The sequence below is a fragment of the Micromonospora sp. L32 genome, assembly GCF_052068055.1.
GTDB lineage: Bacteria > Actinomycetota > Actinomycetes > Mycobacteriales > Micromonosporaceae > Micromonospora > Micromonospora purpureochromogenes.
Genome location: NZ_JBQHDD010000002.1, coordinates 205,976 through 220,686, shown reverse-complemented (window position 1 = coordinate 220,686; position 14,711 = coordinate 205,976). Strand labels below are relative to the sequence as shown.

The 14,711-nt window shown below is 74.0% G+C and carries 8 protein-coding genes; 7 read left to right on the top strand and 1 reads right to left on the bottom strand.

Going from position 1 to position 14,711, the window contains the following annotated elements:
- The first annotated feature begins 76 nt into the window (after nt 1–76).
- From ACTMTB_RS05595 to ACTMTB_RS05585, 3 genes are all read left to right on the top strand, one after another.
- Nucleotides 77–3,346 (top strand): efflux RND transporter permease subunit, encoded by a 3,270-nt coding sequence (locus ACTMTB_RS05595; protein WP_441143988.1) that lies wholly within the window; start codon nt 77–79, stop codon nt 3,344–3,346.
- A 165-nt stretch (nt 3,347–3,511) separates the two neighbouring features.
- Nucleotides 3,512–4,324 carry a polysaccharide deacetylase family protein gene (locus ACTMTB_RS05590; RefSeq protein ID WP_441142949.1) on the top strand — a complete coding sequence of 271 codons (813 nt, stop codon included), beginning with the start codon at nt 3,512–3,514 and terminating at the stop codon, nt 4,322–4,324.
- A 23-nt stretch (nt 4,325–4,347) separates the two neighbouring features.
- Nucleotides 4,348–5,592, top strand: coding sequence for an MFS transporter (locus ACTMTB_RS05585; protein ID WP_441142947.1), 1,245 nt, complete (start codon nt 4,348–4,350; stop codon nt 5,590–5,592).
- Between the two features lie 65 nt (nt 5,593–5,657).
- Here ACTMTB_RS05585 and ACTMTB_RS05580 read toward each other — a convergent pair whose 3' ends face one another.
- Nucleotides 5,658–6,146 (bottom strand): hypothetical protein, encoded by a 489-nt coding sequence (locus tag ACTMTB_RS05580; protein WP_441142945.1) that lies wholly within the window; start codon nt 6,144–6,146, stop codon nt 5,658–5,660.
- A 110-nt stretch (nt 6,147–6,256) separates the two neighbouring features.
- Between ACTMTB_RS05580 and ACTMTB_RS05575 the strand changes: the two genes are divergently transcribed.
- The 4 genes from ACTMTB_RS05575 to ACTMTB_RS05560 all read left to right on the top strand — a co-directional run bounded on the left by ACTMTB_RS05575 (nt 6,257) and on the right by ACTMTB_RS05560 (nt 14,632).
- Entirely contained in the window at nt 6,257–7,675 is a 1,419-nt protein-coding gene (locus tag ACTMTB_RS05575) for an RNA-guided endonuclease InsQ/TnpB family protein (RefSeq protein ID WP_441142943.1), read from the top strand.
- Nucleotides 7,676–7,759: 84 nt separating this feature from the next.
- Complete coding sequence (gene thrB / locus ACTMTB_RS05570) at nt 7,760–8,704, top strand: homoserine kinase (protein WP_441142941.1); 945 nt, start codon at nt 7,760–7,762, stop codon at nt 8,702–8,704.
- Nucleotides 8,705–9,001: 297 nt separating this feature from the next.
- Complete coding sequence (gene rho / locus ACTMTB_RS05565) at nt 9,002–11,035, top strand: transcription termination factor Rho (protein WP_441142940.1); 2,034 nt, start codon at nt 9,002–9,004, stop codon at nt 11,033–11,035.
- 144 nt (nt 11,036–11,179) lie between these two features.
- On the top strand, nt 11,180–14,632 hold the full coding sequence (locus tag ACTMTB_RS05560) for a phosphodiester glycosidase family protein (RefSeq protein ID WP_441142938.1): 3,453 nt from the start codon (nt 11,180–11,182) through the stop codon (nt 14,630–14,632).
- Nucleotides 14,633–14,711 lie beyond the last annotated feature (79 nt).

Sequence of the window (14,711 nt, the reverse complement as noted above, 5' to 3'; positions counted from 1 at the left end):
GCCGGTGGGGGTGGGGGAAAGTGAATCGGGCACACTCTGGTCACCCCGTCGACCTCCTGCAGGAGTGAGTCCGCTGATGTCGCTGCTCGCCCGATCCAGCCTCGCCAACCGGGGACTGGTCGCCCTGATCGCGGTGGTGACCGCGGCGTTCGGGGCGTTCGCCGTCCCCTCGCTCAAGCAGCAGCTGCTTCCGTCGCTGGAGTTCCCCGGCGCGTTCGTCGTGGCGGTCTACCCCGGCGCCGGGCCGGAGATCGTCGAGTCCCAGGTCACCGAGCCGATCGAGAACAGCCTCCAGGGCCTGCCCGGGCTGGAGAAGGTCACCTCCACCTCGCGGGAGGGTTCGGCGACCGTCTCGGTGCAGTTCGAGTTCGGCACCGACGTCGACGACGCGGCCAACAAGATGCAGACCGCGCTGGGCCGGATCGACGCGCAGCTCCCCGCGGAGGTGGACCCGCAGGTCCTCACCGGGAGCACCGACGACCTGCCCGCGGTGGTGCTCGCCGCCAGCGGCGGCGGCGACGAGCGGGCGCTGGCGGAGAAGCTGCGCAGCACCGTCGTAGGAGAGCTGGAGGGGATCGACGGCGTCCGTACCGTCGAGGTGACCGGCACCCGCGACCAGGTCGTGACGATCACGCCGGACCCGGCGAAGTTCGCCGCCAAGAAGCTGGCCCCGACCGCCATTCCGACGGCGCTGAAGACCAACGGCATCTCCGTGCCGGCCGGCGCGGTCACCGACGGCACCCGGGCGCTCCCGGTGCAGGTCGGCGCCCCGATCACCACCCTGGACGACCTGCGCGGCATCGTGCTCACCCCGAGCGTGCCCAAGGCGCCGCCGGTCCGCCTCGGTGACGTGGCCGCCGTGCAGCAGCAGCTCGCCCCGGCCACCGCGATCACCCGCACCAACGGCATCGAGAGCCTCGGCGTCCAGGTGATCGCCGCCCCGGACGGCAACGCCGTACGCATCTCGCACGAGATCCGGGACCGGCTCGACGCCCTGCGCTCCACCTCCGGCGCCGAGCTGACCGTCGTCTTCGACCAGGCGCCGTTCGTCGAGAAGTCCATCGAGAGCCTGACCACCGAGGGCCTGCTCGGCCTGCTCATGGCCGTGGTGGTGATCCTGGTCTTCCTGCTGTCGGTGCGCTCCACCCTGGTCACCGCGGTCTCCATCCCGCTGTCGGTGGTGGTGGCGCTGCTCGCGCTCTGGGTCGGCGACTACTCGCTCAACCTGCTCACCCTCGGCGCGCTCACCATCGCCGTGGGCCGGGTGGTCGACGACTCGATCGTGGTGCTGGAGAACATCAAACGCCACCTGGAGTACGGCGAACCCAAGCGGGACGCGATCGTCACCGCGGTCCGCGAGGTGGCCGGCGCGGTGACCGCGTCGACCCTCACCACGGTCGCGGTGTTCGCCCCGATCGCGCTGGTGGGCGGCTTCGTCGGGCAGCTCTTCGCGCCGTTCGCGATCACCGTGACGGTGGCCCTGCTCGCCTCGCTGCTGGTCTCGCTGACCGTGATCCCGGTGCTGGCGTACTGGTTCCTCACGCCGCGCCGGGCCGGGGCGGACGACGCCGAGGTGCGCCGGGCCGCCGAGGAGAAGGAGCTGCGCAGCCCGTTGCAGCGGGCGTACCTGCCGACGATCGGGTTCGCCACCCGCACCCGCGGGACCCGCTGGATCACCGTCGCGGTGGGGCTGCTGGTGCTGCTCGGCACGTTCGGCCTCGCCCAGAAGCTGGAGACCAACTTCCTGGACGACTCCGGCCAGGACACCCTGAACATCACCCAGGAGCTGCCGGCGGGCACCGGACTGGCCGCCACCGACCAGGCGGCCCGCCGGGTCGAGGAGGTGCTCGGCCGGACCGACGGCGTCGAGACGTACCAGGTCACGGCGGGCGGCAGCGACCAGCCGTGGCTGGCCGGCGGGGGCAACAACACCGCCCGCTGGTCGGTGGCGCTCGACGGCGACACCGACGCCAAGGAGATGAAGGAGATCCTGCGGGAGAAGTTCGACGCCCTCGGTGCCGAGGTCGGCGAGCTCACCTTCGGCCAGGGCCAGGGTGACCAGCTGGAGCTGGTCGTCCAGGCCGCCGACCAGGAGACGCTGGCCAGGGCCGCCGAGGAGGCTCGCGCGGCGATGGCCGGCACGCCGGACGTCGAGGACGTCTCGACCAGCCTGGCGACGCGCGTGCCCCGGGTCGACGTCAGCGTCGACCGGCTCGCCGCGGCCCGGGTCGGGCTGAGCGAGGCGGCGGTCGGGCAGCTGGTGTCGCAGGCGTACCGGGGCGCCCCGCTGGGGCGGGTGACCCTGGACGGCGGTCAGCAGGACGTGGTGCTGCGGACCTCGGCCACCCCGCCGAGGACCGTGGAGCAGTTGCGGGCCCTTCCCGTCGGCCCGGTCAAGCTGGACGACATCGCGGACGTCACCCAGGGCGAGGGACCGCAGCAGGTCACCCGGATCGACGGCGAGCGCAGCGTGTCCGTCACCGGCACCGCCACCGGCTCCAACCTGGGAGCGATCACCCAGGAGCTGCGGAAGCGGATCGACGACATCGACGTGCCCGGCGCGACGGTGACCGTCGGTGGCGCGAGCGCCGAGCAGGAGGACGCCTTCGGCGACCTGGGCCTGGCGGTGCTGGCCGCGATCGCGATCGTCTTCCTGATCATGGTGGCGACCTTCCGCAGCATCACCCAGGCGCTGATCCTGCTGATCTCGATCCCGTTCGCCGCGACCGGCGCGATCGGCCTGCTGCTGGTCACCGGCACCCCGCTGGGCGTGCCGGCGCTGATCGGCGTGCTCATGCTGGTCGGCATCGTGGTGACCAACGCCATCGTGCTGCTGGACCTGGTCAACCAGTACCGGGCGCAGGGGATGGGCGTGGCCGAGGCGGTGGTCGAGGGCGGCCGGCGGCGGCTGCGTCCGATCCTGATGACCGCGGTCGCCACCATCTTCGCGCTCCTGCCGATGGCCCTCGGGCTGACCGGCGAGGGCGGCTTCATCTCCCAGCCGCTGGCCGTGGTGGTGATCGGCGGTCTGCTCAGCTCGACGCTGCTGACCCTGGTGCTGGTGCCGACGCTCTACACCATGGTGGAGCGCACCAAGGAGTCGCTGCGGGCCCGCCGGGCCCGGCGCTCCGGCGGCCCGGCCCCGGTCGAGCCGGCCGCGCCGGCCGCCGCCGGGGACGAGACCGACGCGCCGGTCCCGGCCGCGGTCGCCGCCACCGGTACGCCGGCCGCCGGATCGCCGGCCCGGCCGGCGCCCTCGGCCGCGCTGCTGGACGGCACGGACCAGTTCGAGGTGCTGCGGCTGCCGAAGACCCGGCGCTCGCCGCTGCCGCCGACCGAGGAGTAGTCCGACCCACGCACAGCGCCCCCGGCCCGTACCACCGGCCGGGGCGCTGTGCTGTCGAAACTCCGACAGCCCGCCGTGACCTTGGCCCTGTGCCGGCGTTGCGGCGGCCCCCTACCGTCGGTTGTCGATCATCCACTTCGGACGACCAGACGGGCGGGGCGCGGCATGGCGGGCGGGGACGGCGTGCGGTGGGGACGGCGGACGGTGCTGCGCGGCGGCGCGCTGCTGGCCGGTGGCACCGCGATCGGTGCGGTCGGGATGTCCGAGACCACGTACCTCGCCGACCGGCGGCTCCCGCTCGCCGGCGGGCCGGCCAGCGCCACCGTGGGCAACCGCCGGCAGCAGGTCGGCGGCGGCGCGCTGGAGGTGGTCTGGCATGTCCCGACCGAGGACCGGACGGTGGCGCTGACCTTCGACGACGGCCCGCTGCCACAGTGGACGCCGATGGTGCTGGACACCCTCGACGAGCACGACGTGCCGGCCACCTTCTTCCTGGTCGGCCAGCGGGTCCGCCGGCACGCCGGTCTGATCCGGGACCGGCTGGGCCGGCACGAGGTGGGCAACCACAGCTGGCGGCACCGGGACCTGGCCCGGATGGACGCCGCCGAGGTCCACGACGACCTGCGCCGCTCCCACGACGCCATCACCGACGTCACCGGCCGCCCGCCCCGGGTGGCCCGGCCGCCGTACGGCCACCTCGGCGGCGCGGTCCTGCACGCCGCCGTACGCCTCGACTACCGCCTGGTGCTCTGGTCGCTCCAGATGGTCGAGGGCGAGTTCCCGAACGACCCGGCGGGGCACGCCCGGCGCATCGTGGCCGACGTCGTGCCGGGCACCATCCTGCTCGCCCACGACGTGGGGGCCGAACGCCGCCAGGTCGCGCTGCGCGGCCTGCCGGCGATGATCGACGGGCTGCGGGACCGCGGCTACACCTTCGTCACCGTCTCCCAGCTGTTGCGACGCACCGCCGCGGTGTGAGCGGCCGGGTAAGGTTCGGGCACGTGTCGCCCACCTTCTCGGTCCTCACCCGCAACCGGAACTTCCGCAACCTCTTCCTGGCCGAGCTGGTGGTCTTCGGCGCCGACTGGTTCGTCATGGTGCCGCTGCTGGTGCTCCTGCCGAAGCTGACCGGCAGCGGCGTCTGGGGCGCGCTGGTGCTCGCCCTGGACACCGGGGTGGTCGCGCTGCTGCTGCCGTACACGGGAACAATCGCCGACCGGTTCGACCGCAAGAAGATCATGATGGTGGCGAACGTCGCCGCCCTGCTCGGGGTGCTGCTCCTGCTCGGCGTGCGCAGCGCCGGTACCGCCTGGCTGGCCATGCTGGCGATCGCCGCGGTGGCGGTGGCGAAGGCGTTCTACTCGCCGGCCGCGCAGGCCGCCCTGCCCAATGTGCTCGACCCGGACGAACTGGCCGCCGGCAACGCGATCGCCGGCTCCGCCTGGGGCACGATGACCGTGGTCGGCGCCTCGCTCGGCGGCGTGCTGAGCGCGGCGGCCGGGCCGTACGCCTGCTTCTGGGTGGCAGCGGTCGGCCTGGCGCTGGCCGCGGGCCTGGCCGCGCTGATCCGCCGGCCCCTGCAGGCCCCCCGGGACGCCGACCTGCCGACGCCGCGCACCTGGGCGGCGATCCGGGAGGCGCTGGGCTACATCGGGCACCGGCCGCGGGTGCTGGCGCTGGTCACGGTCAAGTCGGCGGTCGGGCTGGGCAACGGCGTGCTGACCGTCTTCCCGTTGCTCGCCGGCGTGTACGGCGTCGGCCCGGTCGGCGCCGGGCTGCTCTTCGCGTTCCGGGGCGCGGGGGCGCTGGTCGGGCCGATCCTGATGCGCCGGGTGCTCACCAACCGGGCCTGGCTGCTGCCCGGCCTGGCCGCGTCGATGTCCCTGTACGGCCTGGCCTACCTGGGCACCTCGGTGGTCGGCTGGTTCCCGCTGGTGCTGGTCCTGGTCTTCGTGGCCCACTTCGGCGGTGGCAGCAACTGGGTCCTGTCGAACTTCGCCCTGCAGGGCGAGGTGCCGGACCGGCTGCGCGGTCGGGTCTTCGCCACCGACATGATGCTGGCGACGCTGGCAATCTCGGTCAGCCAGCTGGTGGTGGCCTCGGTGGTGGACCTGGTCGACGAGCGGGTGGTGCTCGCCGGCTGCGGACTGGTGACGCTGGTCTACGCGGTGGGCTGGCGGATCGCCACCCGTCGCCTCTCGCTGTCCGACCCGGCCACGGAAGCGGCGCCGGCGTCGGCTTCCTGACAACCACCGGCCGACCCTCCCGACGGCCGCCGACCGCCCCGTGGCGGCCGGCGTCACCCGGCGGATCAGGTGCGGTCGGGCGGGAGCGCGGGGAGGTCGGTCACGCCCCACTGCGTGGCGGCGGGGGCCGGTGACGACGGGCCGGGGTCGACGTGCCCCGCGTCGTCCCCGGCCGGCGGCGTCCAGGCGCCCCAGTCGACGGTCGGCGCGGTGACCGGCCGGCCGGCGAGCACGGCGGCGACGAGCAGGCCGGTGCCGACCGGGTACCCGATCCACGCCACCACGCTCACCGCGATGCTGAGCAGTTTGAACCGGCGGAATTCGCCGCCACCGTCGATCGAGCGGAAGTCGAGCAGGTGCGGCACGGCGATGGTCCAGGCCAGGCTCACCAGGCCGGCCATCAGCAGCACCGCGATGCCCGACAGCACCAGCGCCCGGGACCGGCCGGGCAGCCGGCCGCGGCGGGCCACGACCAGCACCAGGCTGGCCACCAGCACGGCCAGGGTGGGCAACTCCCCGGCCAGCTGCAGGATCGAGTAACCGAAAAGTTCCATGCCGCCTCCGTCTGGCCGTGCGTCGGGCCAGGCTAGTGCCGTGTCCACAATCGTTGGCCGGGTGGGGTCGGGTTGGGAAAATGTCGTAGGGGTGGTGTTGGCTTCGGTTTATGCCTCGCCGTCGGGATCCCGCCGCCGAGCGGGTCGTGTACCGCACCGCGCGTGTCGCTGTGCGGGTCACGCCCGGCCAGCGGCGCCGGTGTTTCGGACTGCTGCGCTCCGCCGGTGACGTGTGGGCGTGTGTGGTGGAGGTCAACGCGTGGCGGCGCCGCCGCTGGGACACGCCGCTGGCCGGCTATCAGCAGTTGTGTCGCGAGCTGGCGGCATCCGGGCCGGGCACGTTCGCCGAGTTGAACTCTGTGGGTGCCCGCTCGGTGTTGCGCCGGTTTTCGGATGCGTGGTTCGCGGCGGCGAAACGCCGCAAGGACGGTGACCTGTCGGCCCGGTTCCCCCGTCGCCGGCGGGGGTTGGTGCCGGTGCGCTGGTATCACGGCACGTTCACCCTCGACGGGCGCCGGTTGCGGATTCCCACCGCCAGAGGCACCGCGCCATTGTGGGTGCGCCTGGCCAGGGAGGTGCCGTATCCGGCCGAGCAGGTCCGGTCGATCACGCTGCTGTGTGAGGGTGGGCGGCTGTTCCTCGACGTGACCGCCGAGGTGCCGGTGACGGTCTACCCGACCGGTGAACAACCGGACCCGGGCAGGGTGGCGGGGGTGGACCTGGGGATAATCCACCCCTACGCGGTGGCCGGCCCCGACGGGGAAGGGCTGCTCGTGTCGGGGCGGGCGATCCGCGCCGAGCACCGCATGCACCTGGCCGACACGAAAGCCCGCCGCCGTGCTGTCTCACGCCGGGCACCGAAGCCGGGCCAGAAGGGGTCGCGGCGGTGGCGGCAGTACCGGCGTCGGGCACGCCTAGTCGAGGGCCGGCACCGGCGTAGGGTCCGTCAAGCCCAGCACGAGGCCGCCCGCAGCGTCGTTTCGTGGGCGGTGCGGCAGCGGGTCGGTGTGCTGCATGTCGGTGACCCACGGGGCGTGCTGGATCTTTCCGCGGGGCGGCGGCACAACCTGCGGTTGCGGCAGTGGCAGATCGGCCGGCTCCTGCAGGTCCTCACCGACAAGGCCACCCTCGCCGGCATCACCGTCCGGCTGGTCGACGAACGCGGCACCTCCTCCACCTGCCCGGCCTGCGCCCGCCGGGTACCGAAACCCCGCGGGCGGACCCTGTCCTGCCCGCACTGCGCGTTCTCCGGGCACCGCGACCTCGTCGCGGCCGCCAGCATCGCCACCCGAACCCCGGGCGGCGGACCCACCACCCCGACAGCCGTCGTGCTGCCGCAGGTGGTCACGCACCGTCGAGCCGGCCGGCACCTCCCCGGTGCCGGACGGTCCCGACGTGACCCGCGGCGCCCAGCATGGGTGGCGCGAGGATCAGTTGGCCCGCGGAGGCCCGCCCCACCACCCGGTGGGGAGTCGCTCGCCCACCCGGCGAGGATCCACAACACCCACCGGACACCCAGTGAACGTTAGTGGACACCGCACTAGCGGAAAAGATCAGTTCCCACGCTCCGGGCGGAACCCCGCCACGTCGGTCCCGGGCCCTAGCATGAGCCGGTGCCGTTGACTTTCGCCTCCGGGCCGGTCCGCGTCCGGGTCCCCGCCACCAGCGCCAACCTGGGCCCGGGCTTCGACGCGCTGGGCCTCGCCCTCGGGCTGTACGACGACGTGGCGGCCGAGGTGACCTCGGGCGGCGTACGAGTGTCGGTGACCGGCGAGGGCGCCGGTGAGCTGCCGGCGGACGACCAGCACCTGGTGGCCCGCGCCATGCGCGCCACCTTCGACGTGCTCGGCGGTCAGCCGCCGGGGCTGGCGCTGGAGTGCGTCAACCGGATCCCGCAGGCCCGTGGCCTGGGCTCCTCCTCGGCGGCGATCGTGGCCGGGGTGCTGCTGGCCCGCGCGCTGGTCACCGACGGGCCGGAGCGACTCGACGACGACGCGGTGCTCCGGCTGACCGCCGAGATCGAGGGCCATCCGGACAACGTGGCCCCCTGCCTGCTGGGCGGCTTCACCGTGGCCTGGACGGAGCCCGGCGGCGCGCGGGCGGTGTCGCTGCCCGTCGCCGGGGGGATCCGGCCCACCGTCTTCGTCCCGGCCGAGCGCGGGCTGACCGCGACCGCCCGGGCGGCGCTGCCGGTGACCGTTCCGCACGCCGACGCCGCGCAGAACGCCGGCCGGGCGGCGCTGCTGGTGCACGCCCTGACCGCCGAGCCGGCGTTGCTGCTGCCGGCGACCGTCGACCGGCTGCACCAGGACTACCGCGCGCCCGGGATGCCGGGGACGGCGGCCCTGGTCAACGCGTTGCGTGCGGCGGATGTGGCGGCTGTGGTCAGTGGGGCGGGGCCGACGGTGCTGGCGCTGGGCGAGCCGCCGAGCGGCTTCCAGGCGGGAACAGACTGGCAGGTCTGGCGGTTGTCGGTAGAGGTGCGCGGCGCAACGGTCGCGCGGGGTAGACTGGGACACGCCGAGCGGGACCCTGTTGCCGCAGGTCGGAAGAGTTGATTACGCTCTAGACTTAGCACAGCCGCGAAGCATGCGATCTCCCTGCGGGTCGGCGCACCCCCGAAGCTCTCGGCGGTAAGCCCGTCACCCCTGCCAAGGCCCACGCCGCACCGCAGTTTCCACAGGTCGCCGCAGACGGCGAGACCTGCTCACCGATGCTGGTGAGTCGGGAAACCGACCAGCTGCTGTGCCACAGACTCCCGCGACGTGTCCATGCGAGGCGGGTGCACCGAGGCCGCCCGGCCACCTGAGTTTGTCGACTCCGGGCAGTCCCGGCCTATCGAGGGAAGGAATCCATTGAGCGACACCACCGACGTGACGTCGGATGTTTCCAACGTCGCTGGCGATGCCACCACCGCTGCCCCCGCCCGTCGTCGACGCAGCGGCACCGGCCTGTCGGCGATGCTGCTGCCAGAGCTGCAGAGCCTGGCCGCGTCGCTCGGCATCTCCGGGACGGCGCGTATGCGCAAGGGCGAGCTGATCAGCGCGATCACCGAGCGGCAGCAGGGCGGCGCCGCCGGCACCCCTCGACCGCGGGCCGAGGTCGCGGCCGCGGCCGCCCCGGCCCGTGAAGAGGTGCACGCCGAGGTTCGCGAGACCGGTGAGCGGGCTGCCGAGCAGGCCGCCGCCGCACCGGCCGCCACCGGCGAGGCCGAGGGCCGTACCCGGACCCGGCGCAGCCGGGCCGCCGCTGAGGGCCGTCCCGCTGAGGGCCGTCCCGCCGAGGGCCGTCCCGCTGAGGGCCGTCCCGCCGAGGCGCGGACCGAGGAAGCTGCTCCCGCCGAGGCCGGCGAGCGTGCCGAGCGCGGCGAGGGCCGTGGCCGGGACCGGGCCGAGCGCGGCGAGCGTGCCGAGCGCGGTGAGCGTGCCGAGCGCGGTGAGCGTGCCGAGCGTGCCGAGCGCGGCGACCGCAACGAGCGGGCCGACCGTGGCGACCGGGCCGAGCGCGGCGAGCGCAACGACCGCGGTGAGCGGGCCGAGCGTGACCGCACCGACCGGGGCGACCGCAACGACCGCGGTGGCGACCGGGCCCAGCGCGACACCGACACCGACGAGGACGGCGAGGGCGGCGGCCGGCGTGGCCGGCGCAGCCGGTTCCGCGACCGTCGGCGTGGCCGCGGCGAGCGCGCCGAGGGCGGCGACGGTGGCCGCGAGGGCGGTCGCGAGGGCAGTCGCGAGCCGCAGGTCAGCGAGGACGACGTGCTCGTCCCGGTGGCCGGCATCGTCGACATCCTGGACAACTACGCCTTCGTCCGGACCACCGGCTACCTGGCCGGCCCGAACGACGTCTACGTCTCGATGTCCCAGATCAAGAAGTACGGGCTGCGCCGCGGTGACGCGATCACCGGTGCGGTGCGGGCCTCCGCCCGTGACGGTGAGCAGCGGCGGGACAAGTACAACCCGCTGGTCCGGCTGGACACCATCAACGGCATGGAGCTGGACGAGGCCAAGCGTCGTCCCGAGTTCTACAAGCTCACTCCGCTGTACCCGCAGGAGCGGCTGCGGCTGGAGACCGAGCCGCACATCCTCACCACCCGGGTGATCGACCTGGTCATGCCGATCGGCAAGGGGCAGCGGGCGCTGATCGTGTCGCCGCCGAAGGCCGGTAAGACCATGGTGCTGCAGGCGATCGCGAATGCGATCACGCACAACAACCCGGAGTGCCACCTGATGGTGGTGCTGGTGGACGAGCGGCCCGAAGAGGTCACCGACATGCAGCGCACGGTCAAGGGCGAGGTCATCGCGGCCACGTTCGACCGTCCGCCGCAGGACCACACCACGGTGGCCGAGCTGGCGATCGAGCGGGCCAAGCGCCTGGTCGAGCTGGGGCACGACGTGGTCGTGCTGCTCGACTCGGTGACCCGGCTCGGCCGGTCGTACAACCTGGCGGCGCCGGCCAGCGGCCGGATCATGTCGGGTGGTATCGACTCCACCGCGCTCTACCCGCCGAAGCGCTTCCTCGGCGCGGCCCGCAACATCGAGAACGGCGGCTCGCTGACCATCCTCGCCACCGCGCTGGTGGAGACCGGGTCCATGGCGGACACGGTCATCTTCGAGGAGTTCAAGGGCACCGGTAACGCGGAGCTGAAGCTGGACCGGAAGATCGCCGACAAGCGGACCTTCCCGGCCGTCGACGTCAGTGCGTCCAGCACTCGCAAGGAGGAGATCCTGCTCTCGCCGGAGGAGCTGGCCATCATCCACAAGCTCCGCAAGGTGCTGCACTCGCTGGACTCCCAGGCGGCGCTGGACCTGCTGCTGGACCGGCTCAAGAAGTCCCGCACCAACATCGAGTTCCTGATGCAGATCGCCAAGTCGACGCCGGGGGAGTGACCTCACCCGGGTGAGACCCGCGAAGGGCACGGCCACACCGGCCGTGCCCTTCGTCGTGTCCCGGTCCGGCGGGGTTTGGAATTTTCCTTCAATTCAGTCCCCGGGTATTGAAACTTCTGTGCATAGCCGGGTTGACTGTCGTCCATGCGTACCCGCAGCCGAACCGCCCGCCTTCCCGGCGTCCTGCTGTTGACGCCGCTGCTCGCGCTCGCCGGGGCCGTCCCGGCGTCCGCCGCGCCGCCCGCCGCCGGCACCGCCGCCGAGGACGCGCCCCGTGCCTCGTCGTATCCGGCCGCCGCGGTGGCGCTCGCCCCGACCGGCGTCGCGCTGGCCGACGGACTGGAGACCGCCCGGACCACCCGACCGGTCGCGCCCGGGCTCGACCTCACCTCCTTCGACCGGTACGACGCCGTCGGCTGGCTGCGCGCCGACGCGCTCACCGCCGACCTGAGCGGCGGGCTGAGAGTCGACTACGTCAACTCGGGGGAGGTGGCCCGGGCCGAGCCGCTGCGCGGCGCGGTCGACCGGTCCCGGGCTGTCGCCGCGGTCAACGGCGACTTCTTCGACATCAACAACTCCGGTGCCGCGCAGGGCGTCGGCATCCGCGCCGGCGAACTGATCCAGTCGCCGGTCGCCGGCCACCACAACGCGGCCGCGATCACCGGCGACGGCCTCGGCCGGGTGGTCCAGGTGCACTTCGACGGCACCGCGACGCTGCCGGCCGGCCCGGTCACCCTGACCCAGTTCAACAACATGGTGCAGGCCAACGGCGTCGGCGTGTTCACCGCGCTCTGGGGGTCGTACCCCCGGCGGCGGGCCGTCGACGGGGCGGCCCGGGTCACCGAGGTGGCGGTCCGGGACGGCCGGGTGGCCACCGTCGGCACCGCGGCGGGCGAGGGGCCGATTCCGGCCGGGACCACCGTGCTGCTCGGCCGGGACGCCGGCGCGGACGCCCTGGCCGCCCTGCGCCCCGGTGACCCGATCGACCTGACCTGGAAGCCGAAGCCCTCCGAGGGCGGCGACCTGCGCGCCGCCGTGGGCGGCGGCAACGTCCTGGTCCGCGACGGGGCGGTGCAGACCATCGCCGACCCGACCCTGGCCCCGCGCACCGCCGTCGGCTTCTCCGCCGACGGGCGGCGGATGATCCTGCTCACCGTGGACGGGCGTCAGCTGGACAGCCGGGGCATCACGCAGACCGAGATGGGCGAGATGATGGCCGGGCTGGGCGCGTACCACGCGCTCAACCTGGACGGGGGCGGCTCGTCCACCCTGCTCGCCCGGGAGCCCGGCGCGGCGGCCGTGCAGGTGGAGAACAGCCCCTCCGACGGCACCGAGCGCCCAGTCCCCAACGGGCTGGCGGTCTACGCCCCCGAGGGCAGTGGGCGGCTCACCGGTTACTGGCTGGAGACCGCGAGCGACCCGACCGCCGCGCCGGGCGTCGCGCCGGTGCGGGGCGGCCGGCCCGACCGGGTCTTCCCCGGACTGACCCGCCGGCTGACCGCCGCGGGCTACGACGAGACGTACGGCCCGGCGGAGGGCGCGCCGACGTGGCGGGCGAACCCGGCGGCGCAGGGCACCGTGACCGACGGGGTCTTCCGAGCCGGCGCACCCGGCCGCAGCACCGTCACCGCCTGGCGCGGCGATGCCCGGGGCACGGTCGAGCTGACCGTGCTCGGCCCGCTGGCCCGGGTCGACTCCACCGTGGACCGGGTCGGCCTGAACCGGGCCGGCGACAGCGGGCTGTTCGGCGTGGTCGGCTACGACGCCGAGGGCAACACCGCGCCGATCGAGCCGGCCGACCTGAAGCTGGAGTACGACCCGAAGCTGCTGGCGGTCACCCCCACCGCCGACGGCAACCTGTCGGTCAAGGCCCTCGGCGACAGCGGGTCCGCCCTGGTCACCGTCCACGTCGGCCGGCACGCCACGGTGCTGCCCGTGACCGTCGGGCTGACCGACGTGCCGGTGGCCGGCTTCGACGACGCGGCCTCCTGGAGGTTCAGCCAGGCCCGGGCCAGCGGCGCGGTCGCCCCGGCGCCCGGGCACACCGGCACCGGCCTGCGGATGACGTACGACTTCAGCCGATCCACCGGCACCCGGGCCGCCTACGCCGACCCGCCGGCCTGGATCGCGGTGCCCGGCCAGCCGCAGGCGTTCGGCATGTGGATCCACGGCAACGGCACCGGCGAGTGGCCCAGCCTGCACCTGCACGACGCGCAGGACACCCAGCATGTGCTGCGCGGCCCGCTGGTCACCTGGAAGGGCTGGAAGTACGTCGAGTTCGCGGTGCCGCCCGGCGTGCAGTACCCGGTGCGGGTCCGCCGGTTCTACGTGGCGGAGACCAACCCGACGGCGCAGTACACCAGCGAGGTCATCATCGACGACCTGGTGGCGAAGGTGCCGCCCACCCTCGACGCGCCGGCCGAGCCGCCCCGTACCGACCGGGTGGTGCTGCGCGACGGCACGGTGGACGGCGCGCCCTGGCGCTTCGCGGTGATGTCCGACGCCCAGTTCGTCGCCGCCGACCCGGACAGCGACCTGGTCGCCCAGGCCCGCCGTACGCTGCGCGAGGTCAAGGCGGCGAAGCCGGACTTCCTGGTGATCAACGGCGACTTCGTGGACACCGCGTACCCGGCGGACTTCGCGCTGGCGAAGCGGCTGCTGGACGAGGAACTGGGCGGCGAACTGCCCTGGTACTACGTCCCGGGCAACCACGAGATCATGGGCGCGCCGATCGACAACTTCCGCGCCGTCTTCGGCGACACCCAGCGGGTCTTCGACCACGAGGGCACCCGGTTCGTCACGCTGAACTCGTCCACCGGGTCGCTGCGCGGCGGCGGCTTCGACCAGGTCCGGATGCTGCGCGAGGCGCTCGACTCGGCCGCCGCCGACCCGGCGGTCGGCTCGGTGGTGGTACTGCACCACCACCCGCCCCGCGATCCGAGCCCCGCCAAGGCCAGCCAGCTCGGCGACCGCAAGGAGGCGGCGCTGCTGGAGCAGTGGCTGGCCGACTTCCAGCACCGCACGGGCAAGGGCGCCCTGTTCGTCGGCGGGCACGTCGGCACCTTCCACGCCGACCGGGTGGACGGAGTGCCGTACGTGATCAACGGCAACTCGGGCAAGAACCCGTCGACGCCGCCGCAGCTCGGCGGCTTCACCGGCTGGACCGAGTTCGGCGTGGACCCGGTGACCCCGGCCGAGGCCGACCGGGCCCGCCGGGATCCGCTGGTCGAGGGGCCGCGCTGGGTCGCCGCGGAGTTCCACGCCCACACCGACCGGCTCGCGGTGAGCGCGCCGGCCGCCGTGCCGGTGGGGACGCCGGCCACGGTGACCGCGACGTTGACCCAGCCGGGCGGCCGTACCGTCCCCGTGGCGGCGCCGGTCAGCGCCGACTGGTCCGCCTCACCGAACGTCCACATCGGAGGGGCCGGCGGGGTGCGGCCCTGGCACGTGGCCCGCTTCGACCCGGCCACCGGGCAGCTGACCGCGCTGCGGGCCGGCGCGCAGGTGCTGCTCGCGGTGACCGTGAACGGCGTCCGGGCCGGGGCGACGATCGCGCTGACGGCGGCGGAGACACCTGGGGAGGCATCCGCCGCCTGACCGGCCCGGCGTACGCCGGGCATCCCGCTCGCCGGTCGGCCCCTGCGGCGAGGGGCCGACCGGCGGTCCGCTCCGGCCC